Below are 25,657 nucleotides of genomic sequence, written 5' to 3' on the forward strand. Positions count from 1 at the left end.
GTTCAAGTTTTCAAAGCAAATATGCTATCCTAAATAAATATAAACTAATCAATATGGTAGGGAGTTGAGACAATTGCTAAAACGGAAAAGTGCATTTGAAGATCGCTATAACAAGTTCATACATGAATTAAAAAATGAAATTATTTCGGGAAAGTTAAAGCCTGGAGAATTCATTCTCCCTGAAAATACATTAAGCAAAGTATATGACTTAAGTAGAGTATCTATTAGAAAAGTATTGGCAGAACTAGTAGATGAAGGCCTTATCGAGAAGATACCTGGAAAAGGAAACCGGGTAACTATTCCAAATGATACGCAAAAACAAACAATTACTTTAGGATGGTTTTCACATTCTTATGAGTTAGAAGTTGTTCATAAAATTATTGAACGATTTGAGATGCTCAACCCGTTCACGAAAGTAAATCTACAATTACTACCTAATAGTCAATATGTTTATAATCTAAAACAATCTTTGAAGCATGAGAGCGGACCAGATGTATTTATATTATCTGATTATCATTTTCGGGAACTAATGGATTCCAATTCATTGGATATCATAGATCCCTACTTACCGTACTTTATAGACCCAGAAAAAGATAGTTATAAACAAGTATTTGAAATGTTCACTTACGACAAGAAAATTCCTGTAACACCTTTGGTATTCTCTCCAGTGATGATTTGCTATAATCGACGAATGTTTGAAGAGGCGGGAATTGCAAAGGATTTCAAAATGGAAAACTGGGATGATTTATTAGAGTTAGCAACCCGTACTACGAAGGAAATGGATAGAGAAGGCATGATTAACGAATACGGCTTTTGTTTTTCCTCCTCTACGAATCGTTGGCCGGTTTTTCTTTTGCAGAATAAGGGTAGTTTCATGGCAACCGATAGATCTAAATCCGTTATGAACAGTAAAGAAAATATAGAAGCATTGAATTACTGCGCTGATTTAATGTATAAGCATCAAGTTTCTCCAATTTTCTCTCATGGGAGTAATGAACTTGCGGAAAATCTTTTCATGCGAGAAGGAGCAGCAATGATTTTGACTACTTACTATTTTATGAATGAATTTAGAGATCATAAAATTGAATGGGACGTTGTTCCGCCTCCTCAAAATGATGCTCAAGGAACATTAATCATAGGAGGAGCTTTAGGGATTAGTGCAAATAGCAAAATAAAAGAATCTGCTCAAGCATTTGTTCAATTTATGGTAAGTACAGAAGCACAAACATTACTCAAGCAAAATGGTTGTACGATTCCAATGCTTCGCAAAGTTGCCGAGGATAACCATCTTCTGCAATCAGGCATTCATCCTGAAAAGTATAATGCTTTTAAAGAAGCTATGGGATTCTCCAAGACAATGAAAGACCTTCATCTCACCATTGAGGAGACTGAACTAGTAGAACGAGAGATGCAATTTTTCTGGGCCAATATGGAAAAGGCAGAGGATACGTGTAAACGAATTGAAGAACTTCTAAATTCAAAACAAGCGGTAAATAACGTTTAAACCTATTTGAAGTTCATCCATTCTCAAAGGAAATATGTTTTTAAAGAGGTGATTTACATGGAACTAACTGGTTGGAGAGGTTCACTATATCATTATATGGATTGGGCATTAAAGCTTGCATATCTCAATATTCTTTGGTTAGTAGGGATAATCATTGGTATAGGAATTGCAGGTTTTTTTCCCTCAACCGCGGCAATGTTCTCTGTCATTAGGAAGTGGACCCATGAGGAGGAAGATATAAAGGTATTCGCTCATTTTAAAAACGAATATAAAAAGGAATTTCTTCAGTCCAATAAATATGGCTATTCCTGGGCAGTTCTCGGAGTAATAATATATGTAGATTTACAGTTCTTCCGTGGCATTCCTACTATTTGGTCATTAGTTATTTCATTGTTCTTTTTTATACTTGGTGCCATTTATATAGTTTCTTTACTGTATGCATTCCCTGTTTACGCTCAATTTCAATTAACTATAAAGCAATACTTTAAAAATTGTTTACTCATTGTCCTTTCTAATCCATTATTTTCTGTATTAATGGTCTTAGGATTTTATTTCCCCTATTATTTAATGACTAAGGTTCCAGGGTTAATACCATTTTTCGGAGGCAGTCTTATAAGTCTAGTGTTAGTGATTATTTCTAATAGAATGTTCGAAACATTAGAGAAAAATAATAAGAAGTATATAGAAGAACAAGAAATAAAATAGTGAGTGTTTAATATGTACAAATCAAATTATTATAGAATACATGTATATTACATGTACTGAATGGAGTTAAAAGAAAGCAGGAATTTGAAAGGGGAGATTAGTTATTGAAACTAAAAGTCAAAAAAATTGACCCGCTAGATTCACCTTTAGCAGTATCAAATAATATCCCGATTAAAAGAAAAAAGAATTCCTTGAAAAGTAAATTATGGCGGGACCGCTATTTGTTACTACTAATCTTCCCCGGAGTTCTATACTTTCTTATTTATCGTTATATACCAATGGCAGGAATACTTTTAGCATTTAAGGATTATAGCCCGTTTCGAGGATTCGCAGAGAGTCCGTGGGTAGGGTTAAAGTATTTCAAACTAATCTTTGAAGATGCAGAAGTTATTCAAGTTATATGGAATACGTTACAAATTTCTATGCTACAAATCTTTTTTGCTTTTCCTATCTCTATAGTACTTGCCTTAATGTTGAATGAAATTAGAAATCAAGTTTATAAAAGATTTCTCCAATCTATTGTGTATTTACCACATTTCTTATCCTGGGTAGTCGTAGTTGGGATAACCGTTATATTTCTTAGAAGTGAAGGGTTGATCAACGGAGTTTTAGTAAATTTTCTGGATCTCAATCCAATTCCGTTTTTAACAGATCCCACTTTGTTCAAACCTATAGTCATTTTACAGGTTATTTGGAAGGAATCAGGATGGGGTACTATTCTTTTCTTAGCTGCATTATCTGGTATAAGTCCACATCTATATGAAGCAGCTGTAATAGACGGAGCTAGTAGACTGAGACAAATGTGGCATATTACTTTGCCAGCTCTTAAGAGTACAATTGTCATCTTATTAATACTTCGTTTAGGAAATGTCATGGATAGTGGGTTCGAGCAAATCTTTCTAATGTTGAATCCTTTCAATATGGAAACAGGAAATGTACTAGATACGTATGTGTATTTTAAAGGGATCCAGCAGGCTAACTTTAGTTTTGCCACAGCTGTTGGGCTGTTTAAAGGAATTATAGGTTTAATACTTGTTGTACTTGCCAATAGACTTGCGAAGAAGTTTGGAGAAGACGGCTTGTATTGAAGGACTTTTAGATTTTGGTAGGGGGGTAGATTATGTTCAAATCTTCTGGTGGGGAAAGGGTAATGGAAATCGTTAATAACATCGCTTTGTTATTAATCGCTGTAACGATGCTCTTTCCCTTCCTTTACATTTTTTCTGTTTCATTTTCAAGCGTAAGTGATGTACTCAATAGTGATTTGCTTTTATGGCCAAAGGAATGGGTGACAGACGCCTATTCGTATATCTTAGGGTCGGACCAATTTATCCGTTCTCTAGGGGTAACCGTTTATATTACTGTGGTTGGAACATTTGTTAATCTAGTGTTTACATCAACGATGGCTTATTCTTTAACAAGAAATATTATTGGACAACGATTAATCTTGTTCTTAGTATTGTTTACAATCTTATTTTCTGCGGGAATGATTCCAACTTATATAATTGTGAAAGAAACTGGATTATTAAATTCGTTATGGGCATTGATCATACCAGTGGCGATCAGTCCTTTTAACTTAATCATCATGACACAATTCTTTAAAGGAATTCCAGAGGAACTGACAGAGGCTGCCATTATAGACGGGGCCAATGATATTCAAATTTTTACTAAAGTGATTTTACCGTTATCTAAGCCTGCTTTGGCAGCATTTGGTCTGTTTTATGCAGTGGGTCATTGGAATAGCTACTTCTCGGGAGTGCTCTACTTGAATGATCCGTCGAAGTGGCCAATACAAGTTATTTTACGCCAAATTGTTATTGTAAATGAACCAAATGCTGCACTGGGCGGTCATGCAGCAATGTTAGAGGCTTTACCTCCTCCAGAAACGGTTCAAATGGCGGCGATTTTATTGGCAACCTTGCCAATACTTATTGTTTATCCGTTCTTACAAAAACATTTTGCAAAAGGAGTGATGCTTGGATCTGTAAAGGGTTAGTAACTAGAAATTTGTCTGTACTACTGTTTTACGAAGCCTTACAATAAGATAATTGGAGGGGTTAATGTGAAGAAAAAGCACAAAATAATTAGCTTTCTACTTCTTTTCCTAAGTTTTATGTTAGTTGCATGTACGGATGAAAAAACAGATGAAAAAGCCACTGTGGACGAAGGAAATGAAACAGCAGGAGAAAAAGCACCAGTTACACAAATGGATCCATTTGATCATTCAGAGAACTATACAATTACGGGGATGACATTCCGTTTTGGTGATCCACCTCCCTTAAAAAGTCCTGGTTTAGATATGATAAATGAGCGATTTAACGTAGATTATAAACCAGAGATTATCCCTCAAGGTGATTATGTGGAAAAATCATCTGCCATTGTAGCATCAGGCGCTATGCCAGATTTAATTGGATTTCAAGCTGGCGATACCCGTTTTTATCAGTGGGCAGAAGATGGAGCATTTCTACCTTTAGATGACTATTTATCACATTATGCTACGTTAGGAAACATTCCAGACTATATTTATAATTCTTTTAAAGTAGATGGAAAGATTTACGGCATTCCACGTTATTCTAATCCATATCCTGTAACGCCAATTATTCGTCAAGACTGGTTAGATAAATTAGGAATGGAAGTTCCAACAAATTACGAAGAGTTAGAGAAAATTGCCATCGCATTTACAAAAGAAGATCCAGATGGGAATGGTAAGGACGATACGTATGGGGTAGCTATTGGAGAAAATATTAACCCAAGTTTTAATATGGGAACTTACTGGGACTTCAATTCTTGGTACCACCAAAATGATGATGGTGATTTTATCCCTGGTATCATTTCGGATGGAAGAAAAGATTTAGTTCAATTTTTTGCTAATTTGTATAAAGAAGGCGCGATGACAAAAGACTTTGCAGTACTTGATTGGGCTAGTACTAATAATGAGTTTTACTCTGGTAAAGCAGGAATTTTCGTTGCCGGTGTTTCAGGAATGTCACAGGAATACTTTGATGGATTATTAGCTATTAATCCGGATGCAAAGCTTGTAGCAATTCCACCATTTGAAGCACCTGACAAATCGAAAGGATTTACAATGGGTTCAGGTAACTCAGGTATTCTTGCTTTAAATGCTAATCTTGCTAAAGATGAGGGTAAAATATACCGTGCATTAGAGTTAGTAGACTTTGGGAAAACATATTTCCCAGCTGAGGAAAAAAATCCACAAAATGCGGACTTTGATTTCTATTTAGGTAAAGAAGGAACAGGTTATAATATGGAAAATGGATTACCTGTTCAAGTTCCAACATTCTCTTCTGAAGGACTTTCTCCGTCAACTTATTTCCTAGATAACAGAGAACAGGTGCCTGAGGATGCGAAAATTACCTATGCAGATAGCTATACATTACCAGAATTGAAAGAGATGACCGCATCATTACAAGAAATGTTTGAAACGACAGATTTATATGTGGATCCTTCTCATGGAGTGCAATCCCCAACAAACCAAGAAAAGGGTACAGATCTATTTCAATTCTTAATCAATGAACAATCGAAAATGATTGCTGGCCAAAGACCATTATCAGACTGGGACGCACTTGTTAAAGAATATTTAGCAAAAGGTGGCGAAGCAATCATTAAAGAGACAAACGAAGGAATTAAGTCAAAAGGTTATACAGAAAGAGAATGGAAGTAAGTAATAAGAATATAGCCTGTTCGCACATGCGAATAGGCTATTTTTATTTTTGTCTTTGTAAGTTAGCACTGCTGATACCTTTACATGCGGAGTTTTTCTAATATATTCATAGTCCATTAGAAAAGAGTTATTAGAGAATTCTTCCTCCCTATTTAAAGACATATTAAAGACATGTCATAAATTCTACTCATAAGTTAATATAATAATAGAGTATTCAGAAAATTAGCGAGGGAGGAATTGGTTTGGTAGTTCAAGGGGAATCAGTCTCAACAAGGGGTGACGAGAATATTAAAAAGAAAAGTATATTTAGTTATCTTGGGCCGGCTTTAATAACTTCTGCATTAGTTTTAGGTCCCGGAAGTGTTACGCTTTCATCGAAAATCGGTGCTATATATGGCATGCAATTGGTTTGGACGATTATTTTAGCCATTGCTTTAATGATGGTGTATACAGAAATGAGTACTCGAATAGGTTTAGCTGCTGAGCATAGTTTCATACAAACAATTAAGAAAAAGTGGGGGTTACCTGCAGGCATACTAATTGGGATCGGGGCATTTCTAGTTACGGCTTCCTTTCAGGCTGGTAATGCAATCGGTACAGGTATCGCTGTATCAGCAGTAACTGATATGAATCCTACAATTTGGATTATTATCTTTACTTTAATATCCATTGCGCTGTTATTTGCAAAACAGTTTTATCAAATTCTTGAAAAAATGATGCTTGTATTGGTAGTGATTATGTTGCTAGCATTTTTAATCACTGTAATAGTAGTCCAACCATCTATTGTTGATATATTTAAAGGATTTATACCAGTGTTACCTGAAGGTAGTATGGGGTTAGTCATTGCTTTGTTTGCTACAAGTTTTTCTATAGTAGGTGCCTTATATCAATCTTACTTAGTTAAAGAGAAAGGCTGGAAAATTACAGATGCTGCAAATGGTCGAAAGGAATCGTTTTTAGGAATCTTTCTATTAGGTTTTATATCTTTTCTAATAATGATTACAGCCGCTACAATTTTAAAGCCTCAAGGACTTGTTGTGAATGATGCAAGTGAAATGGGTCTGGCGTTAGAGCCACTTTTCGGGAGCTGGTCTACTTTCGTATTTATGCTCGGATTGTTTGGCGCTTCTTTTTCTTCCCTCATGGGAAATGCCACAATTGGTGGATCCTTACTTGCTGATGGCCTTGGTTTAGGAAGCAGCTTATCGAATTTGAAAGTGAAGCTCCTCATTATTGTCGTGATGCTCTTCGGTTCTATTATTGGTATAGTATTTGGCTCTGCTCCATTAAATTTAATTGTATTTGCACAAGCCGTCACCATATTTGTTGTACCTTTTATCGCAATTGCTATTTTAGTAGTGGCTAATGATAAAAATATTATGGGGGAACTTAAAAATAAACTATTAAGTAATATCCTAGGAATTATCGGAATACTCGTTCTAATTTATTTAGCATTTAATAATTTGAAGAATATCTTTTTCTCTTAATGAACAGGAGGGTTTCAGTTGAAAACAGTCGAAGAACTAGAAAACTTAATGACCGAGCCATCGGATGCACTGGTAGAGGATATGCGTAAAATAGACGGGAATATTTTGATATTAGGTATTGGAGGCAAAATGGGACCGACATTAGCTATTATGGCTAAAAGAGCGATTGATAAAGCTGGAGTAGACAAAAAAGTGATTGGTGTATCTCGATTTTCCAATGGCACCTTAAAAGAAGATTTAGAAAAAGCCGGAATTGAAACAATTTCCACAGATTTATTAAACGATGAGCAATTGAAACTTCTTCCGAAAGAGAAAAATATCATTTATATGGCAGGCAATAAATTCGGGACAACTGGAAATGAACACTTTACTTGGGCAATGAATACATATTTGCCTGGTAGAGTAGCAGAGCACTTTAAAGGAGCAAATATTGTGGCTTTCTCTACTGGAAATGTTTATCCACTGGTACCACTTTCACAAGGTGGCTGTGATGAACTGCATGAGGTTGCTCCAGTTGGAGAGTATGGTCAATCCTCTCTTGGGAGAGAAAGAGTGTTTACTTACTTCTCTCATAAAGATAATACGCCACTAACTGTTTTTAGATTAAATTATGCAATTGATATGAGATATGGCGTATTACTAGAAATAGCTCGTTCTGTATATAACGGAATTCCTTTGGACTTATCGATGGGTCATGTTAATGTTATTTGGCAAGGTGATGCAAATGAATATGCAATTAGATCATTGTTAAGAGCTAGCTCTCCTCCTAATATTCTAAATGTAACGGGACCAGAAACGTTATCAGTTCGATGGCTTGCAAATGAATTTGGAACGTTGCTAGGAAAAACTCCGGTTTTTGAAGGAGTAGAACAAGAAAATGCATTATTAAATAATGCCAGTAAAGCACATAAGGAATTTGGATATCCGCGTGTCTCCATAAGAGAGATGATTGAGTGGACAGCAACGTGGGTAGCCAACGATGGAGAAACGATTAATAAACCGACGCACTTTCAGGAACGGAAGGGGCAATTCTAAATGTCTTTAACACCAGAATTACAAAAGCATTTACAAGATGGAGCCTTTATCCCAGCTCATCCTTTAGCCTTGACAAGGGAGAAACAATTAGATGAATATGCCCAAAGAAGATTGACTAGATATTATATGGAGGCTGGTGTAGGTGGAATTGCAGTAGGTGTTCATACAACTCAATTTGAAATTAGAGATCCACAGTTTAATTTGTACGAAATTGTTTTACGGTTGGCGATGGAGGAAATTGAAAAAGCACAGTTACAGCGTCCATTCCTGAAAATAGCAGGTGCTTGTGGTAATACGGAGCAGGCTTTAAAAGAAACGAAAATAGCTAAAGCGTTAGGCTACGATATGGTACTTTTAAGCAACGGTGGGTTACAAGATTATTCGGAAAAGGAACTTATTGATCGAACGAAAGTTGTTGCAAATGAGTTGCCAGTGTTTGGTTTTTACTTACAACCAGCTGTTGGAGGAAGAATCTTCAGTTATAAGTTCTGGGAGGAATTTGCAAGTATTAAGAACGTAGTAGCTATTAAAATGGCGCCTTTTGATAGGTATTTAACAATGGATGTAATTAGAGCTGTGTGTGCTTCTCCTAGAAGAGATGAAATTGCACTTTACACTGGAAATGACGATAATATTGTTTTGGATTTATTGACAATGTATCAATTTGAAGTAGATGGTAGGAAGGAGAGTAAAAGCATAGTTGGTGGTCTCCTAGGTCATTGGTCGGTCTGGACTCATGAAGCTGTGAAGCTTTTTGAGAAAGTAAAAGAAGCTAGGCTTCATAGTCAAATAGATAAGCACTGGTTTTCTATTGCACAAAATGTCACAGATGCGAATTCAGCATTCTTTGATTCTAAAAATAGTTTCAAAGGGAGTATTGCTGGGATCAATGATGTGCTGAACAGACAAGGTCTTCTACAAGGAAATTGGTGTCTAACTGACCATGAAGTTTTAAGTCCAGGTCAAGCAAAAGAAATCGACCGTGTTTATGCAACGTATCCACAGTTAAATGATGATGTTTTTGTACAGGATTTTCTTCGTAATGATAAAGAATAATGAACAACGGAAAGGACACATTGCTAATTATGTGTCTTTTCGTGGTGGAATGGAGGAAGGGGAATGAAAACACATTTAAAAGTAGGAGTGATTGGTCCATTATGGATTTATGACACATTAGTACGTTGTTTTGGGCTTTTTCCAACCATTCAGCCGATATTTCGTTTGTCTGATGAAATAGAGAATGCTAAAAAGTTCACTGTTGAACTAGAGGACAAAGTGGATTGTTTATTTTACTCCGGACGAATTCCATACTTGTTAGCAAAAGAAAAAGTATCAGTGGAAATTCCAACATTTTATATACCCTTAAAAGGAGCAGGTTTATACCAATCGTTGTATAAATTGAAAAGTAATATGAATTTTACTCAAATAAGCTTTGACGGAATTCAAAATGATTATATTGAAATTGTAAAAAAAAATTTAGAAGAAACGTTTAGTTATGACAATTATAGTGACTTAGTTTCCCTAGACAACATAGAGGATATTGTTAACTTTCATATGGAGAATGTAGAAAAGGATTCTAGTACGGCTGTAATTACAAGCTTAAGATTAGTAAGTGAACGTTTGACAAGTAATAATATTGTAAATGAATGGTTAAAGCCCTCTGAAGAAGATATTATTGTCGCTATCGAACGAATGCTATTAGGGACTACTCAGCGAAAACAAAAAGAAATGCAAATTATAGTGGGGCGAATTTGTATAGAAAACTTGACTATGTTAGCATCAGAATTTATGACCGAGCAACAAATTCAAAAACGAAACCATACTACATACCGAATGCTCCTCCATTTTGCCGAGCAAATGAGCGGTTATTTGACGGCATTAAGTAGTAATGAATACTTGTTTGTTACAAGCCGGGGAATATTTGAAAGAGTCACTGAAGGTTATAAAGTATTGCCAATTTTAGATGAGTTAAAGAAAAAAATAGGTGTCACCCTTTCAATTGGAGTAGGCTTCGGCTTTTCTGCATTAGAAGCTGGATCTCATGCAAGAGTTGCACTTATGCAAGCTCAAGAAAACGGAGGTAATAGCTGTTATATCGTGAATGAGGATAAAAGTGTGTTTGGACCAATTAACTTAATAGCCCCTATGAAATATCCATTAACAGTTACCGATCAACTATTAATACAACAATCAGAGGCAGTTGGTTTGAATGCAGCAAACATTGAAAAGACGATGGCGTTAATACGAAGAAAAAAGAAAAATGAATTTACCGCTCATGAGCTCGCTTCGGTATTAGGAATTACGCCAAGAAGCGCGCATAGAATTGTTCAATCTTGGCTAGATATATCTTTAATAGAAGTGATTGGTACAGAGAAAATATCGAGAAGAGGTAGACCACGGCAAGTTTTCACTCTACTAAAAAGTGAGGAAGAGAGATTATGAAAATAGGTTTAATAGGTTTGGATACATCCCATAGTGAGATTTTCACGCGATTGTTAAACGATTCGGTGGACGCTCATCATGTAAAAGGTGCTCAAATAACACATGTTATTCCAACTTACTCCGAAGACTTACGCATCAGTCGGGAACGGTTTCCTAATTACTATAGAATTATCACCAATAATTACGGAGTTATTCCTGTCGAAGATGTAGAAGAGTTCATGACGGTCGTTGATGCAGTAATTATCGGAACAGTAGATGGTAGAAATCATTTAGAATGGTTTAAAAAAGTGGTTAGTTATAGTAAACCAGTATTCATCGATAAACCGATTGTCATGAACAGTGGGGAAATGAAAGAATTAATCAATCTTAGTAAAATCTATAATACCCCTGTTATGAGTTCCTCCTCTTTGAGATTTTCAGAATCAGTTGTACAAGCAAAAAGTGCAGATATCCAGAGTGGCTATTTTTTTGGACCGACGCCTCGTCAAGAACAAATGCCAGGATACTTTTGGTATGGGATTCACTTAGTTGAAATGGTTGTCACTATATTTGGTACCGAAGTTGAAAAAATGAAAGTAGAGACATATAAGGATTGCGAACAAATTCACATGACATTTTCTAACGGAAAACACGCCATCATTCGAGGAGAAAACGAGTGGCATAATCGATTTGGAGCAACTCTGCATACCAAAGAAAATGTTCATTCCTTACGTTTATGGGAAGAGGAGAAACCGTATTACGCAGGGCTAATCGAACAAGTCATACATTTTTTTGAAACTGGGGTATCCACGGTACCCATTGAGGAGACGAAGGAGATTGTTGGGTTACTCGAGGAGATTTCATCCCTGTGTAGCAAACAATTCTGAATGTTTTTAAATATACTTACTTTAGGTATAGTCCATTACACTCTAAACGTTTATACTAAATGGTAGATGGTGGTAATGTAGAAAGTAGGTAGATAAAATGGCATCGATTGATCGCGAACTTTATGAATACATTCTTGTAAATTCAAGTAATATTACAACCAAATGGTTTACCGCAAAATGTGATTTTGACAGCCCTTTTTATTCTAATAATTTGAATCCCGAAATAGACAAAGTTTTAAAAGAACAGCATGCATTAACAATTAGCACCGTAGCTTATGCTTTTTTGGAGGAAGAACATGGCTTTCAGGAGCAACTTTTAATATGGGCTGAAACAGTAGCCCAAAGTAGAATTGAACATAATATTCCGATCCATGACGTCATAAAGGCGCTAAATAAAACGCGTGAAACAATATGGCTATTTGTGGAGAACTTTGCATTTGCGCATCATGATGATTTGGTCAATACCGTTGTGTTGAAGTGGAGTCGCTTGTTTAATACCGCATTCGATCAACTTATTCACAGTTTTTCGGAAAGGTATTACTATCTATCTAACAATAGATTGAATGCCCAACAAGCGTTGATAAATGAACTTAGTGTACCGGTCATACCAATTTTAGAGAGTGTCGGAGTTTTACCTATTGTAGGGGATATCGATACATTTCGGAGCAGGTTATTATTGGAAAGTGTCCCTAATACATGTGTGGAAATGAATATAGACAAACTTTTCATAGATATTTCATCTGTCACGTTTATGGATACAATGGTAGCAAATGAATTATTCCGTTTAATAGATGTACTTCAATTGCTTGGCATTAAGACTGTCTTATCTGGTATTCGACCTGAAGTGGCGCAGACTTCGATTCAACTTGGAGTCAATTTCGGGAATATTTCTACTTTTAGTTCATTAAAGCAAGCCTTGTTAAGGACTGGAGTTTATACTACTAGTGAAACTAGTAAAAAATAGAAGTTTAAAAAAACATTTACAGGAGAGGTCTGTAAATGTTTTTTTATGTCCCTGTGCAGCAAACAATTCTGAATAAAAAATTAACAGGATTTAAGTATTAAAATATTTCTTAATTTACACCAATTATATTAGTACAATCTACTAATATATAATTTTGAATTAGGTTCAAAAGATATGCACTATATTGAGTAAACTAATACTATTTTACAATCTTTTGAATAATTAGAAATTTCGGTATTCGTACTAGTTTAATTGTGATAAATTGGTATTGTCACACTTAATTGGAAGTGTGAAAACTCAAGTTAAAGGGGAAATGAGATTTGAAGAAGTTTAAGTTTACGAAGTTCTTTAGTAGCATGCTAGCTGTGATTATGGTTTTATCTCTATTGGTTCCATTCTCAAATGCTAGTGCTGAAGAAGTTAAACCATTCAAGCAGAATGGTCAAAGTGAAAGTACTATTCAACTGAAGGCTGCTATAGCGGAACAATTGAGCTTATCTAAAGATGGCCCAACCCTTCATGAAAGTTTACAAAATGTGTCAGGCAATCAAGATGTTGCAGTAATTATTCATTTATCCGAGAAGCCTGTAGCACTAGAACAAGGAATTAGCCAAGTGAAAGGCAACAAATTCTCAAATGCGCGCGCAAATCAGGTCCGTGCAAATGTAAAAGCTCAACAAGCAAAAGTGAAAAAAGAACTAACTGTTAAACAGGTTCAATTAAAGCAAGGATATACGTTTGATACAGTATTGAACGGATTTGCAGCAACAGTTAAAGCAAGTGACATTCCGAAATTATTAACTGTAGAAGGAATTACGTTAATCGAACCAGATGCTACTGTTTATGCATCAGAAGAAAATACGACTAAATCTTCTGAACTTATAAAAGATGAAACATTAGAAGCACAAATGAATACAAGTGTTTCCTTCCTAGGCATTGAACAGCTATGGGATGAAGGAATTGAAGGACAAGGGGTTAAAGTAGCGGTACTTGATACAGGTATTGATGCGGATCATCCTGAGTTTGCTGGTATTTATAAAGGTGGGAAGAACTTCATTCCAAATTCATCTACTTATGCGAAAAATCGTGCAGATGATGATGCTTCCGAGACATTACCTTCGGAACGCCCAGCGGGAACACCTGAATTTAATACAACGGGAAGTTCATTTTATACATCACATGGTACACATGTAGCGGGAACGATTGCAGCAATTGGTGCAAACGAATTCGGTATAAAAGGGATTGCACCTAAAGTAGATTTATACGCTTACCGTGTACTTGGGGCTTATGGAAGCGGAGCAACTTCAGGAATAGTTAAAGCAATTGAAACAGCTGTAATAGAAGAGATGGATGTTATTAATCTATCACTTGGTGGTGGAGCTAACTCTGAAACGGATGCAGGTTCATTTGCGATTAATAACGCCATGATTGCTGGTACTATTGGAGTAATTGCAACTGGTAACTCTGGTCCAAATCGTGGAACAATGGGAACTCCGGCTACTGCACGTTTAGGGATTGCAGTGGGTAACACAACGAATCCTGAAACAATGTATAACGGACAAGTAAATCTTACGGTTGGAGATTATAACTTAACGAAACAACTACAATTAATGGGCACAACATTTGGGCAAAATTTAGCAACACAACTACAAGGTGAGTTTGACCTAATTGAAATACCTGGGCTAGGGGAAGTAAAAGATTTTGAAGGAATTGATGTAAAAGGGAAAGTAGCTTTGATTGCTCGTGGTTCTATCGCATTTGTCGATAAAATTGAAAATGCAAGAGCGCAAGGAGCAGTTGCTACAATTATTCATAACTCAGCGACAGGATCGGGTGCACCAAATGCGTCTGGTACATTCCTTGGAGATTCATTTGCCTTCATTCCGACATTTGATATGTCTTATACGGATGGAATGGCAATCCGTGCGGAATTAGCAAAAGGAACAGGTAAAGTTAGCTTTGGTCAGTTTGCATCCACAAAAACACTTGGTGACGATGTAAACGATTCTAGTTCACGTGGACCATCTACACCAAACTTTGATATTAAACCAGATGTAAGCGCACCTGGAACAAATATTATGTCTACTATTCCAATGTACAAAAAAGATTTCCCTGAAGCTGTTTACGACGAAGCATATGATCGTAAAACAGGAACTTCTATGGCAACACCGCATATCGCAGGTATTGCTGCGCTTGTAAAACAAGCAAATCCTGATTGGAATGCTTTTGATGTAAAAGTAGCGCTTTCCAATACTGCTAAAATATTGGATACAAATAAGTATGATGTATTTGCTCAAGGTGCAGGTCGTGTAAATGCGTATGCAGCGGCACATCCAGAAATTCTTGCGTATGCATTAGATACGGCTGTATTAGATAGCAATGGAGCTATTGTGGATAACGTGAAAGGAACAGTTACTTTCGGTCCTCAATCATTGAAAGATGGTAATATTTCCGTCACAAAAGAGATTTTAGTGAAAGATATTGCTGGTAAAGGTGGAAACTATAACGTCTCAGTAGATGTAACCAAGTCATTTGGTGACGCAAAAGTGACGATAGACAAACCGACATTCAATCTTGCTGGAGAGCAAGTGTTAAAAGTTACATTGACAGCTTCTAAAGCAACTGCACCAAATGGTTCTGAAATACTAGGATATATCCATATTAACGGTGGTAATTCAGAAGTTTCCTTGCCATTTGCGGCTGACTTTGGTGGAGCAGAGGCAACACAATTAAAAGACTACAAAATTTCAACAACAGATTTATCCTTTAATGGTGACGGAGTTCAGGATTTCGCAGTTCTTTCGTTTACATTAACTGGTGACGTAACAACAAACTATATCGAACTTTGGGATATTATGAATCCTGAAGGTGGGGAATACGGGGATGGCTATATTGGTTACTTACATTCAGGTTCCGCACTAGCAAAAGGATCTTATAACCTGAATATTGCAGGACAATATAAACCGTGGGGCACAGATCCAGCAACTACTATTCCTGATGGCTTATACACTATAGACTTCACTGGTGTTGCAGCTTCTGGAGTTGTGCAAGATTATGTTGGACCAGTTATCGTGAAAACAACAAAACCAGAAGTTGCTGGAACAGTAACTGAAGGCGTTGCAACTGGTCAAGTAACAGACAAATATATCGATTATAATGAAGAACTATATTTGTATGGATTAGATTATAATTTAAATGAGAAATTAAAAGCTTCCTATATTACTACTGTCAATGGTGAAGCAACTGCACCAGTAGCGTTTAACTTGAACCAAGACGGTAGCTTTACATTCCCAGTAACAGCTGAAACAGATTCAGTAAAAGTAATCGTTAAGGATGCTGCAGGAAATGTGGGCGAAGCATTAATTTATGAAAAAGAAATAGTAGAACCAGTAATAACTCTTTCTGTTAACCCAACCACGCTAGACTTAACAGCTGGAGAAACATCTCAACTAACTGTGATAGAAACATCTACACCTGTAGAAGGTGATGCAACTGATAAAGATGTAACAACAGAAGCAACTTATGTCGTAGCAGACGAAAGTATCGCTACAGTTAAAAATGGAGTAGTAACTGCAGTGGCTGAAGGTACGACAACAATTACTGTTTCATATGGTAAAAATGAAGTTACTGTAAATATTACAGTAAAAGCACCTGTCGTTGTTGAACCTGTAGTAACACTAACTATCGACCAAGATCAGGTAGAAACTAGACCTGGCAAGGAAGTAAAAGTGAAAATTACAGAAGTTACAACTGTAGATGGTAAGACAACAGAAAAAGACGTAACGAATCTTGCATCATACAAAGTTGAAAAAAATAATGTGGCTTCCGTAAATGCTGGAGTTGTAAAAGGTAAAGGCCCTGGTGAAACAACAGTTACCGTAACATATGGTAAGCATACGCTAACATTCGATGTGACTGTAGTAAACCCGGGAAAGGGTAATAATAAGTAAAAAACACTAAAAGAAGCAGCCCTACTCGATAGAAATGTTGAGTAGGGCATTTTTTTGTCCCTGTGTAGCAAACAATTCATAAATTGCTGTATTTAGGACTAACTTCTGTCTTTATAGAAGCATCTATACCACTTTGATGAGAAGAGATAGTTAATTGTCAGAATAGTTTGATGCACAGGGAACATCAGGGATTATTAAGCAATAGTATTCGTTTTTCCTTTAGACAGACTACTAGCCTTTATTTGTTTTTTTGCATGGGTTTATTTTTATAATATTTATCCGTGTCCACGTAAGTTGTTTCCGAGAAAGTTATTGAGATGAGCTTTTAAGTTGATATGAAATCGCTTACAAAAGGTAGTAAGAAAATTCATACTATTTAATAATAGGGTAGGGTGATAGCATTAGTAATAATAAATAACCGAAATGAAGAGGGTGGTTAAAATAGTAATAAATCAAACATTAAAAACGAAAAATAAATCAAATGTAAAAAAAACACCAATGACTAAATCGAATTGGGTTGAAAAAATTCCTAGTAACTTGTGGGTTCTAATATCACTAGTTGTCGCGATTGTCATTTGGACCATCCTGTCTATAATACCGAATACTTCTAGAAGTTTTCCGAATATTTTCTATGTTTCAGAGTCTGTTGTAACAATGATGCAACGGGGAGTATTTTGGAGTGACATTGCAAGCAGTTTAATATCTGTTTTGGTTGGGTTCTTAATTGGGTTTGTTATTTCTTTACCGGTAGCTGTACTGATGGCATGGTATCGTCCTATTCGTTTTATAATTGAACCTTGGATACAGTTTGTTCGGAATATCCCCCCTTTAGCGTATGTTCCGTTGGTCGTTATATCGGCTGGGGTTGGACGCACTCCACAGATTATTGTCATAACAATTGCTACATTTTTGACAATGTCTATTACAATTTACCAAGGGGTACGTAATATTGATCCAACTTTGATCAAGGCAGCGAGAGTGCTTGGAGCAAAGGATAAAGATATATTCTTGAAGGTCATTGCTCCAGCTTCGCTCCCTTTTATTATGACTGCAATTCGTCTTGGAACAGCAATAGGGTTAACTTCTTTAATCGCAGCTGAGTCTACAGGGGCAAGTGCAGGACTTGGAATGAGAATAAGGGCATTAAATAATACTTTCGAGGCGAGCCCGATGCTACTTTACATTATAGTCATTGGTGTAATTGGATTAATATTTGAACGTTTAGTGAAACTGCTTGAAAGGAGATTAACAGGATGGCAGGAGAAGAGAGAGTAGTAAAGTTAAAGATTGATAATGTACGGAAAGTATACAACTCGCAGAATGGCGAGGTGATTGCTTTAAATGGTGTTAGTCTCGATATTTATGAAAATGAATTTATTACAGTTGTAGGGCCGTCTGGTTGTGGGAAGTCAACTTTGCTTAATATTATTGCGGGATTAGAAAAGACAACTTCTGGAAAAGTTTTCTGTGATGATCAAGAAATAATGGATACAGGAACTGAAAGAGGAGTAGTTTTTCAGCAGTATGCGCTATTTCCATGGTTAACGGTGTTGGGGAATGTGAAATTTGGATTAAGCCTGCAAGGTATGAAAAAAGAAAAAGCAGACGAAATAGCCATGAAATATATTCGAATGGTGGATTTAGAAGACTTTGTAAATTCTTATCCAAAAGAGTTATCTGGTGGTATGAAGCAACGAGTTGCAATAGCTAGAGCATATGCAGCGAATCCAAGTGTTCTATTAATGGATGAACCATTTGGTGCTTTAGATGCTCAAACTCGAACACAGTTACAGGAAGAGCTTCTACATACATGGGAAAAAGAACAAAAAACCTGCTTTTTTATAACTCATGATGTAGATGAGGCGATTATTTTAGGGCAACGAGTAATTATTATGAGCGCAAGACCTGGGCGTATTAAAGAAGTAGTAGATATAAATATTCCATATCCTCGTAGTCAGGAAACGAAAATTACACCTGAGTTTTTAGAGGCAAAGAATTATATTTGGAGTCAAGTATACAAAGAGTATTTAGAGGTTAGGAAATAAGGATACACCACTATTTCTAAACATAGGGAGGAAAGAAGATGAGGAAGTTTTTAAGCATTATAGCTATTGCACTATTCGGCTTTATGTTAGCGGGGTGCTCGGAAGATGAAGGAACTAGTGAGGCAGAGGGCAAGGAAGCAGACAAAGTTAAAGTAGCATATATGCCCAACTATGCAAGCTTAAATACGGTAGTTGCTGGTATGCAGATCGGTGCCTTCGAAGAGCAAGGGATAGAAATTGAGCTTGTTGAATTTGCAGACGGACCTACAATTATTGCAGCTTTGGAATCTGGAAGCATTGATGTAGGATATATCGGACCTGGTGCACATGTACTACCTATTCAAGGAGAAGCGGAGATATTCGCATTTTCTCAGTTAGGAAATGCTGATGAAGTTATTGGTAGTTCTGAAAAGGGTGTAAAAACTATTGACGATTTAAAAGGAAAAACAATTGCAGTAGCAACGGGGACCTCAAGTGAAACAATTTTAGATTTAACGCTTGCAGAAGTAGGTTTAACAAAAGATGATGTGACATTGATGAATATGGATGCGTCAGCTATAGTAACAGCGATGATTTCCGGGAGTGTAGATGCAGTTGCTACTTGGTCTCCAAATACGAATGCGATTAAAAACGAAATGGGTGACGATGCCGTCATGCTTTCGAATAACGCTAGATACGCTGACCAATTTCCATCCATTGCATCATGGTTAGTAAAACCGGGTTACGCCGAAAAGAATGAGGATGTATTGGTGAGATTTACTAAAGGGTTATACAAAGGTATGGATTATCGAGTGGATAATTTGGAAGAGGTAGCGAAGTGGGTTGCAGAAGAAATTGCTGTCGATCCAGATGCTGTAGTACAACAAACTGGAGACGGGGAATGGATCACTCAAGATCAATTGATGACAATGATCGAAGATGGCACTTTAGAAGCATACTATAAAAAACAACAAGAAAACTTTAAGGATGCTGGAAGATTAAAAGAAGAAGAGATGAGACCAGTAGAAGAATATGTATTATTTAATATTATGAAAGATGCTGCAAAATAAAGTTATATATTTAGAAGATTAATTAAGTTAGAATTATCTGAAAGAATATTACGAAAGGTTATCCCTTATCAAAGATAACCTTTTGTATTTGTAGGTGAATTCTAAATGCTCATTATTCTAATGCTTTTTCTATTTTTATCATCCATTTTGGTATTAATACTCAAACGAAATCGAGAGACCTTCTATATTTTTGGAATGTGTATGAGTCTGGCAATTATGTTCTCTGGTATTTTACTATATATCGCTAAAAAAGGCGGAATAAGCAGGGAACTTCAAGAATTCCTTTTCTTAAATCTAGAAATTAAAATGCATATTCAATACTTTCTTATAGATGTCTATGATATGGGCTATATTATTGCGATTGGCAGACACTTATTTCCAATGTTTTTGCTGTTTTTAGCTTTCCATTTCTCAATGATTCCATGGTTACAAAGGAATTATTGGGTGAAGAGGCTTACTTTTGTTATGCCACTATTCACCCTGATCATCTATCATCCAACTATTTTTAGTTACTTAACAAATAACAATGAAAGCCTGCAACAAATTATTGCTGTTGGTACCATCATATGGATTCTGCTGTATATAATCATCTCTATAGCGTTGTTGCTATTTGAAGCATATTCAATTGAAATGATTTTTTTTCAAAGAAAGTTTATTTTAATTACATCCTTCATCCTATCATTAATTTTATTTTATTTTCTTTATTTCGGTCAGGATCCAGCTCAGGTTTATCAATTCTATTCGTTCAAAACCGGTATCTATTATATGAACACAGTATTGTCAGTACCTATCTATATTTTTATTGTGTTTATTAATGTAATCTTTGCCATTATTGGTTTCACGAGTCTAATGAAATATACAAATGATATTGTACAGTCGAGTAAAGAAGAAGTTATAATTCAACGAAAATTTGATGCAATCAGCACAGGTACCTCGGTATTTGTACATAGTATAAAAAACCAACTATTAGCAAACCGAGTAATTTTCAAGCGAATTAATAATAACTTAGATGATCTTGAAAAGGTGAAGGAATACACGGATAGATTGTCTAAGCAAAATGAAAATATATTGATGCGTATAGAAGAGTTATATCGTTCTGTAAAAGCAAATTCAGTTTATTTGGTTCCGGTTAGTTTGAGTGACGTGGTGGAGAGCGCTCTGGAACGTTTTAACCAAAAGTTTCCCGATAAAGTAGTGGAATTGAATTTAATGATCAAAGGAAATGTTCTAGCTGATAAAAATCATTTGAGTGAGGCTGTTTATAACTTATTAACTAATGCACAAGAAGCGGTAAATAGCCTGACAAGTGTGGAAGGAAGCGTAGTATTAAGTTGCTATAATGTTAGACAGTATACAGTAATTGAAGTGAAGGATAACGGGATAGGTTTTAGTAAGGAAGATGCCAAAAAGATTTGTGAACCGTACTTTACGAAAAAGAACTCTAATTACAATTGGGGTATGGGTTTACACTATGTTCGTTCCATCGTTAAAGAACACTTCGGAAGTCTTCGATACGAAAGTAAGGAAGGCAATGGGAGTACATTCTATCTATTACTTCCCAAATATAAATGACAAAGTAGTGAAGCTAAATGAGTGAAATTATTAAAATAATGATAGCGGAGGACTTTTCTTTATTATTAGAGGATTTATCCGAACTAATCAATGCCCAAGAAGATATGCAGGTGGTAGCTACAGCATCAACCGGAAAAGAAATGATTGATTTAGCAAAGAGTATTGAGCACGATATTATCTTAATGGATATTGAAATGGAGAATACTACAGCAGGCATAATAGCTACTGAATATATACGGGATTGGGATAAAAGCGAGAAAATTATTTACTTAACTGCCCACGAAACAGATGAATTTATCTTAACGGCGATGGGAACAGGTGCTATTGACTATATGGTGAAGGGCATTCCAGACGAGGAACTTCTGAATCATATTAGAAGTGCTTATAGTGGTCATTCACTATTAGAAGGTAAAATTCAACAAGTTGTCATGCAGGAGTATAAAAGGTTACAGCAATCAGAGAGAGGCCTTTTGTTTTTTATACAAAATATCTCCAATCTCACAATGACAGAAAGAGAATTAATACGGTACTTAATAAAAGGTATGAAAATAAGAGAAATAGCGATGGAAAGAAGGGTTGAGGTCGTTACCATTAAATCGCAAATCAGCACTCTACTAAAGAAATTTGGTGTATCAAGAACGAAGGAAGTTGTAAAGAAAATAAATGATCTAAACCTTTCTCACTTATTTTAATGTTCAATAACCATAATTAAAAAGGAGTGGAATTATGCCGGAACAAAACAAGCAACCTAATGTCATTTTTATTATGAGTGATGATCATGCTGCGCATGCAATGAGCTGTTATGGCAGTAGAATAAATGAAACACCAAATTTAGATAGAATTGCAGATGAAGGTATGCGCTTCGATAATTGTTTTTGTACCAATTCTATTTGCGCACCAAGTCGGGCTACTATACTAACTGGACTCTATAATCATAAAAATGGAGTGAAGACACTCGGTGACCAATTTGATAGCCGGCAACCAACTGTTCAAAAAATTTTAAGAGACAATGACTATCAAACAGCCCTTGTTGGTAAATGGCATCTAGGACATGGTGAAAATCATGATCCTGCCGACTTTGATTACTGGAACATTTTCCCCGGTCAAGGCGTGTATCATGATCCAGTGATGATTGAAATGGGAGAGGAAAAGACAGTTCAAGGTTATGCTACTGATTTAGTGACAGATTTGTCCATTAATTGGATGGAAAAACGTGATAAAGATAGACCGTTCATGCTAATGTGTCATCACAAAGCACCTCATCGTCCTTGGGATCCAGATGAAAAACATGCTCACTTATATGAGGATGTGGATATTCCGGAACCGTTAACTTTCCATGATGATTATTCTGGCAAGGCCTCTGCTGCCAAGGAAGCCAAGATGAGAATTGATCGGGATTTAGTAACTCGTGACGTTAAGGCAGAACCCCCTGAAGGTCTAACTCCCAAGCAATTGAAAAGTTGGTACTATCAGCGTTACATAAAGGATTACTTAAGATGTATCGCTTCCATTGATGATAATGTAGGTAGATTACTAGATTATTTAGATTCCGAAGGTATTGCTGAAGATACGATGGTGGTTTACACTTCTGACCAGGGCTTTTTCCTTGGTGATCATGGCTGGTACGATAAGCGATTTATGTACGAAGAGTCACTTAGAATGCCATTTATTATCCGCTATCCACGCGCTATTAAAGCTGGTACTACTACGCGAGACTTTGCTACAAATGTCGATTTTGCTGAAACATTTTTAGATTATGCGGGAATAGATATTCCTGAGTTTATGCAGGGGAAAAGTCTTCGTCCAGTTATGGAAGAGCGCACTCCAGAGGATTGGCAGACTTCGATGTATTATCGTTATTGGGAACATTTGAGTGTAGAGCATCAAGTGGGGGCACATTATGGACTTAGAACCCATCAATATAAACTTATTTATTATTACGGAGAGGCTCTGGGATGTGCGGATGCGATTGACGATCCAAGAATACCTGAATGGGAATTATTCGATTTAGAAAATGACCCGTATGAAATGAATAATGTATATCACGATCCTACTTATGCAGAAATAGTTGAGAGATTAAAGGAAGAATTGTATAACTTTAAACAACGTGTTGGTGATGACGAATAAAGTGAATAACTAATAAATGCCTTTCATCAATGAATTTAGCTACAAGGTGGCCTTACATTGTTGGAGGGCATTATTAACTCTCCGTAAGAGAGGGGTAGTGATTCTATTAAGAAAACGGACTGGAAGCTTATTAGAGATATTTTCTTTTCATTCTTAAAAATTGGGCCTGTAACATTTGGTGGTGGATATGCGATGATCCCGCTAATTGAACGGGAAGTCGTATGGAAAAAAAGGTGGATTACTGTTAAAGAGGTGACAGAGATTTTTGCTATTGCTCAATCTGTTCCTGGTGCCATTGCGATCAATTCTGCAATTTTTGTTGGATACCGGCTTGCTGGCTTTAAAGGGGCAGTAGCAGCGATGTTTGGAGTATTATTACCAACGTTTTGGATCGTTATATTATTGAGTGTTTTGTATCTGTATGTTCAAGATAATCACTATATAGAAGCCGCTTTTGTTGGAATACGTGCTGCCGTAGTGGCTATAATTGCGTATGCAGCTTATAAAGTTGGATTAACATCCATATACGATAAAACAACTTGGTTAGTAGCTATAACGTCAGTAATTGTTTTATATGTTCTTGAAGTGCATCCTGTATTTATGATTGTTGGTGGGATTTTGACAGGTCTGATTGCTGTATATATAAAAAAATACTTTGGAATAGTGACGAGACTTGAAAAGGAGTCGGAGCAAATAGATTAGGGGGTACTTCATGCTGTTGTTGGAATTGTTTACGACCTTTTTAATGATTGGCTTCGCCTCTTTTGGTGGGGGATATGCGATGATTCCAGTTATTGAATCAGAGGTTACTGTTCACGGTTGGATGACAACCCAGCAGTTTACAGATGTAATAGCAATAGCTGGTATGTCTCCTGGTCCTATAGCTACTAACTGTGCCATCTTTGTAGGTTTTCATACCGCTGGTTTACCTGGTGCTATTATTTCAACAGTAGGAATGGTTTTACCATCTATACTTATTATTTTAATAATTGCTAAGTTCTTTTTCCAATTTCATGAAAATAAATATGTGAAGTTTGCATTTTATGGACTACGACCTATTATAACAGGACTAATCGCTTATTCTGCAATTGAATTTGCGATTTCAAATGATGTAATCGGGGAACTTTCCTGGTATACGTTTAGTTTAGTAGCAATCTTTGGACTATCTTTATTTGCAGTTACTAAAACAAAGATGCATCCAATTCTAATCATTTTGTTGTCTGGAGTTTGTGGAATTATATTATATAGTTAAGATGTATAGGAGCTGAAAAAATGAACAAAGAAAATTCTTGTTGCTCAGTGAATAGAAATAGACAATCGATCCAAACCAGAGACAATATAGTACAAAATAATGAAAAGCTAGTTAAGGAAATAAAATTCAAAGAGAAAATGGTCTATTTGTCAGGCGGTGAATTTATAATGGGGACAAATGACCATGAAGGATCTCCAAAAGATGGAGAAGGACCTGCAAGAAGAATGAGCGTTTCTCCATTTTACATAGATCGCCATACAGTAACGAATGAAGAGTTTATGCAATTTGTTCAGGAAACAAGATATAAAACGGAGGCAGAGCAATTTGGCTGGTCATTTGTTTTTTATCATTTTGTAGAAAAAAACAAAGCAAAAGTAATACAGCAGGTTCCTGGAACTCCTTGGTGGCTAGTTGTTGAAGAAGCCTACTGGTACCAACCAGAAGGTCATGGATCTACAATCGACAATCGAAAGGATCATCCTGTTGTTCAAGTATCCTGGAATGATGCAATAGCTTTCTGTGACTGGGCTGGAAAACGCTTGCCAACAGAAGCAGAATGGGAATTTGCAGCGCGTGGGGGACTGGAACAAAAGAAATATGCCTGGGGAGATGAATTAACTCCAAATGGTAAGCATCACTGTAATATTTGGCAAGGTAACTTTCCATATGAAAATACGAATGAGGATGGTTATCTAGGAACTGCGCCAGCACAGTCTTTCCCAACCAATGGATTTGGTCTCTATAATGTAGCAGGGAATGTATGGGAGTGGTGCTCGGACGCTAGACAAACAGATTCGATGGAATCTCAAAGCTATGCTTCAAAAGTGATGCGAGGTGGCTCTTATCTATGTCATGAGTCTTATTGTAATCGTTATCGAGTGGCTGCACGTAGTTCTAATACATCAGATAGTTCTACAGGGAATATTGGCTTTAGATGTGTAAGTGACGTTTAATAACTGATGGTAAGTATAGTTAGT

21 protein-coding genes are annotated in these 25,657 nt (G+C 36.3%); all 21 read left to right on the forward strand.

What is annotated here, in order from left to right; genetic code table 11:
* The first annotated feature begins 73 nt into the window (after nt 1–73).
* A complete protein-coding gene (locus tag MHI40_RS03995; RefSeq protein WP_340761618.1) occupies nt 74–1,504 on the forward strand; it encodes an extracellular solute-binding protein in 1,431 nt (476 codons plus the stop codon).
* 57 nt (nt 1,505–1,561) lie between these two features.
* Nucleotides 1,562–2,209 carry a YesL family protein gene (locus MHI40_RS04000; protein WP_340761619.1) on the forward strand — a complete coding sequence of 216 codons (648 nt, stop codon included), beginning with the start codon at nt 1,562–1,564 and terminating at the stop codon, nt 2,207–2,209.
* Between the two features lie 164 nt (nt 2,210–2,373).
* Nucleotides 2,374–3,297, forward strand: coding sequence for an ABC transporter permease (locus MHI40_RS04005; protein ID WP_407691711.1), 924 nt, complete (start codon nt 2,374–2,376; stop codon nt 3,295–3,297).
* A 32-nt stretch (nt 3,298–3,329) separates the two neighbouring features.
* Complete coding sequence (locus MHI40_RS04010; protein ID WP_340761620.1) at nt 3,330–4,205, forward strand: carbohydrate ABC transporter permease; 876 nt, start codon at nt 3,330–3,332, stop codon at nt 4,203–4,205.
* Nucleotides 4,206–4,271: 66 nt separating this feature from the next.
* Nucleotides 4,272–5,891 carry an extracellular solute-binding protein gene (locus MHI40_RS04015; protein WP_340761621.1) on the forward strand — a complete coding sequence of 540 codons (1,620 nt, stop codon included), beginning with the start codon at nt 4,272–4,274 and terminating at the stop codon, nt 5,889–5,891.
* A 242-nt stretch (nt 5,892–6,133) separates the two neighbouring features.
* Nucleotides 6,134–7,378, forward strand: coding sequence for an Nramp family divalent metal transporter (locus MHI40_RS04020; protein ID WP_340761622.1), 1,245 nt, complete (start codon nt 6,134–6,136; stop codon nt 7,376–7,378).
* An 18-nt stretch (nt 7,379–7,396) separates the two neighbouring features.
* Nucleotides 7,397–8,413: an NAD-dependent epimerase/dehydratase family protein gene (locus MHI40_RS04025; protein ID WP_340761623.1), complete on the forward strand. Its 1,017-nt coding sequence runs from the start codon at nt 7,397–7,399 to the stop codon at nt 8,411–8,413.
* Nucleotides 8,414–9,469: a dihydrodipicolinate synthase family protein gene (locus MHI40_RS04030; RefSeq protein WP_340761624.1), complete on the forward strand. Its 1,056-nt coding sequence runs from the start codon at nt 8,414–8,416 to the stop codon at nt 9,467–9,469.
* A gap of 63 nt (nt 9,470–9,532) precedes the next feature.
* Nucleotides 9,533–10,855, forward strand: a complete 1,323-nt coding sequence (locus tag MHI40_RS04035) for a hypothetical protein (protein WP_340761625.1) — start codon at nt 9,533–9,535, stop codon at nt 10,853–10,855.
* A complete protein-coding gene (locus tag MHI40_RS04040) occupies nt 10,852–11,721 on the forward strand; it encodes a Gfo/Idh/MocA family oxidoreductase (protein ID WP_340761626.1) in 870 nt (289 codons plus the stop codon). The genes MHI40_RS04035 and MHI40_RS04040 overlap by 4 nt, the downstream gene beginning before the upstream one ends.
* Nucleotides 11,722–11,818: 97 nt before the next feature.
* Nucleotides 11,819–12,685, forward strand: coding sequence for an STAS domain-containing protein (locus MHI40_RS04045; RefSeq protein ID WP_340761627.1), 867 nt, complete (start codon nt 11,819–11,821; stop codon nt 12,683–12,685).
* 320 nt (nt 12,686–13,005) lie between these two features.
* Nucleotides 13,006–16,635 (forward strand): S8 family serine peptidase, encoded by a 3,630-nt coding sequence (locus MHI40_RS04050; RefSeq protein ID WP_340761628.1) that lies wholly within the window; start codon nt 13,006–13,008, stop codon nt 16,633–16,635.
* A gap of 432 nt (nt 16,636–17,067) precedes the next feature.
* Entirely contained in the window at nt 17,068–17,910 is an 843-nt protein-coding gene (locus MHI40_RS04055) for an ABC transporter permease (RefSeq protein ID WP_340761629.1), read from the forward strand.
* Nucleotides 17,889–18,680: an ABC transporter ATP-binding protein gene (locus MHI40_RS04060; protein WP_093537189.1), complete on the forward strand. Its 792-nt coding sequence runs from the start codon at nt 17,889–17,891 to the stop codon at nt 18,678–18,680. The genes MHI40_RS04055 and MHI40_RS04060 overlap by 22 nt, the downstream gene beginning before the upstream one ends.
* Before the next feature lie 38 nt (nt 18,681–18,718).
* Entirely contained in the window at nt 18,719–19,729 is a 1,011-nt protein-coding gene (locus MHI40_RS04065) for an ABC transporter substrate-binding protein (protein ID WP_340761630.1), read from the forward strand.
* A gap of 201 nt (nt 19,730–19,930) precedes the next feature.
* On the forward strand, nt 19,931–21,301 hold the full coding sequence (locus MHI40_RS04070) for a HAMP domain-containing sensor histidine kinase (RefSeq protein ID WP_340761631.1): 1,371 nt from the start codon (nt 19,931–19,933) through the stop codon (nt 21,299–21,301).
* A gap of 17 nt (nt 21,302–21,318) precedes the next feature.
* Nucleotides 21,319–21,993 carry a response regulator transcription factor gene (locus tag MHI40_RS04075; protein WP_340761632.1) on the forward strand — a complete coding sequence of 225 codons (675 nt, stop codon included), beginning with the start codon at nt 21,319–21,321 and terminating at the stop codon, nt 21,991–21,993.
* A 34-nt stretch (nt 21,994–22,027) separates the two neighbouring features.
* Complete coding sequence (locus tag MHI40_RS04080; RefSeq protein ID WP_340761633.1) at nt 22,028–23,428, forward strand: sulfatase family protein; 1,401 nt, start codon at nt 22,028–22,030, stop codon at nt 23,426–23,428.
* Nucleotides 23,429–23,566: 138 nt separating this feature from the next.
* Nucleotides 23,567–24,130, forward strand: coding sequence for a chromate transporter (locus MHI40_RS04085; protein WP_340764380.1), 564 nt, complete (start codon nt 23,567–23,569; stop codon nt 24,128–24,130).
* Nucleotides 24,131–24,140: 10 nt separating this feature from the next.
* A complete protein-coding gene (locus MHI40_RS04090) occupies nt 24,141–24,680 on the forward strand; it encodes a chromate transporter (protein WP_340761634.1) in 540 nt (179 codons plus the stop codon).
* A 20-nt stretch (nt 24,681–24,700) separates the two neighbouring features.
* Nucleotides 24,701–25,633: a formylglycine-generating enzyme family protein gene (locus tag MHI40_RS04095; RefSeq protein WP_340761635.1), complete on the forward strand. Its 933-nt coding sequence runs from the start codon at nt 24,701–24,703 to the stop codon at nt 25,631–25,633.
* The last annotated feature ends 24 nt before the right edge of the window (nt 25,634–25,657 follow it).

The sequence above is a fragment of the Psychrobacillus sp. FSL H8-0510 genome (assembly GCF_038008345.1).
GTDB lineage: Bacteria > Bacillota > Bacilli > Bacillales_A > Planococcaceae > Psychrobacillus > Psychrobacillus psychrotolerans.